This window comes from Acinetobacter sp. YH12120 (assembly GCF_013418795.1).
Lineage (GTDB): Bacteria > Pseudomonadota > Gammaproteobacteria > Pseudomonadales > Moraxellaceae > Acinetobacter > Acinetobacter towneri.
This window is the reverse complement of the sequence record NZ_VPBI01000049.1, coordinates 1-1,940: the sequence shown is the minus strand read 5'-3', so window position 1 is coordinate 1,940 and position 1,940 is coordinate 1. Positions and strand designations below refer to the sequence as shown.

Sequence of the window (1,940 nt, the reverse complement as noted above, 5' to 3'; positions counted from 1 at the left end):
GCAGCTTTGCTGTTACGACGGGAGGAGAGATAAAAATCGACAGTGCGGCCCCGGCTGTCGACGGCCCGGTACAGATACGCCCAGCGGCCATTGACCTTCACGTAGGTTTCATCCATGTGCCACGGGCAAAGATCGGAAGGGTTACGCCAGTACCAGCGCAGCCGTTTTTCCATTTCAGGCGCATAACGCTGAACCCAGCGGTAAATCGTGGAGTGATCGACATTCACTCCGCGTTCAGCCAGCATCTCCTGCAGCTCACGGTAACTGATGCCGTATTTGCAGTACCAGCGTACGGCCCACAGAATGATGTCACGCTGAAAATGCCGGCCTTTGAATGGGTTCATGTGCAGCTCCATCAGCAAAAGGGGATGATAAGTTTATCACCACCGACTATTTGCAACAGTGCCGATAAAAATATATCATCATGAACAATAAAACTGTCTGCTTACATAAACAGTAATACAAGGGGTGTTATGAGCCATATTCAACGGGAAACGTCTTGCTCGAGGCCGCGATTAAATTCCAACCTGGATGCTGATTTATATGGGTATAGATGGGCTCGCGATAATGTCGGGCAATCAGGTGCGACAATCTATCGATTGTATGGGAAGCCCGATGCGCCAGAGTTGTTTCTGAAACATGGCAAAGGTAGCGTTGCCAATGATGTTACAGATGAGATGGTCAGACTAAACTGGCTGACGGCATTTATGCCTCTTCCGACCATCAAGCATTTTATCCGTACTCCTGATGATGCATGGTTACTCACCACTGCGATCCCCGGGAAAACAGCATTCCAGGTATTAGAAGAATATCCTGATTCAGGTGAAAATATTGTTGATGCGCTGGCAGCGTTCCTGCGCCGGTTGCATTCGATTCCTGTTTGTAATTGTCCTTTTAACAGCGATCGCGCATTTCGTCTCGCTCAGGCGCAATCACGAATGAATAACGGTTTGGTTGATGCGAGTGATTTTGATGACGAGCGTAATGGCTGGCCTGTTGAACAAGTCTGGAAAGAAATGCATAAGCTTTTGCCATTCTCACCGGATTCAGTCGTCACTCATGGTGATTTCTCACTTGATAACCTTATTTTTGACGAGGGGAAATTAATAGGTTGTATTGATGTTGGACGAGTCGGAATCGCAGACCGATACCAGGATCTTGCCATCCTATGGAACTGCCTCGGTGAGTTTTCTCCTTCATTACAGAAACGGCTTTTTCAAAAATATGGTATTGATAATCCTGATATGAATAAATTGCAGTTTCATTTGATGCTCGATGAGTTTTTCTAATCAGAATTGGTTAATTGGTTGTAACACTGGCAGAGCATTACGCTGACTTGACGGGACGGCGCTTCCCTACCCTCATGGCCGCCTCCCAGGAATCGACCCAGGTGCTTATCGTGGACATAATCCTTTACTCATAAATTTATCTTATTCCATTATTGTACCTGTCACGCAAAACTTGCAGAAAAGCCATAAACGCAGGAGAATCCTGTCGGCGGTGAGGATAATAAATATGGTAGCCGTCAAAATATGGACACCACTCGGTCAGAACAGCAATCAGCTTGCCGCTTTTGATATATCCATCTGCAACATACTCGGGAATATAGGCAATCCCCAGCCCGTCTAATGCTGCATCGAGCTGATGAATCGTGCTGTTCGCAATATATTGCCCTTTGACTTTCAGACTGAATTTCTGAGCATCTTTCTCGAATTCCCAGGCGTACAATCCACTCGTATCAGAATAGCGGACGTTAATGCAGTTGTGGTTCAAAAGATCCTGCGGCTTCCTGGGCTTAGCATAACGCTTAAAATGGCACTGTTGCAAAGTTAGCGATGAGGCAGCCTTTTGTCTTATTCAAAGGCCTTACATTTCAAAAACTCTGCTTACCAGGCGCATTTCGCCCAGGGGATCACCATAATAAAATGCTGAGGCCTGGC

At 46.6% G+C, this 1,940-nt stretch carries 2 protein-coding genes and 1 pseudogene; 1 reads left to right on the top strand and 2 read right to left on the bottom strand.

What is annotated here, in order from left to right; genetic code table 11:
• A pseudogene (locus FTU58_RS13895) lies at positions 1–344 on the bottom strand (IS6-like element IS26 family transposase); the annotation flags it as partial.
• A 129-nt stretch (positions 345–473) separates the two neighbouring features.
• Here FTU58_RS13895 and FTU58_RS13890 point away from each other — a divergent pair.
• Positions 474–1,289 carry an APH(3')-I family aminoglycoside O-phosphotransferase gene (locus FTU58_RS13890; RefSeq protein WP_000018323.1) on the top strand — a complete coding sequence of 272 codons (816 nt, stop codon included), beginning with the start codon at positions 474–476 and terminating at the stop codon, positions 1,287–1,289.
• A gap of 136 nt (positions 1,290–1,425) precedes the next feature.
• Here the strand turns inward: FTU58_RS13890 and FTU58_RS13885 are convergent, their stop codons facing one another.
• Positions 1,426–1,827 carry a LysR substrate-binding domain-containing protein gene (locus FTU58_RS13885; RefSeq protein ID WP_001183556.1) on the bottom strand — a complete coding sequence of 134 codons (402 nt, stop codon included), beginning with the start codon at positions 1,825–1,827 and terminating at the stop codon, positions 1,426–1,428.
• Positions 1,828–1,940 lie beyond the last annotated feature (113 nt).

Coding starts and splice junctions, on each gene's coding strand:
- FTU58_RS13890 (WP_000018323.1), top strand. CDS start 474: ATGAGCCATATTCAACGGGAAACGTCTTGCTCGAGGCCGCGATTAAAT.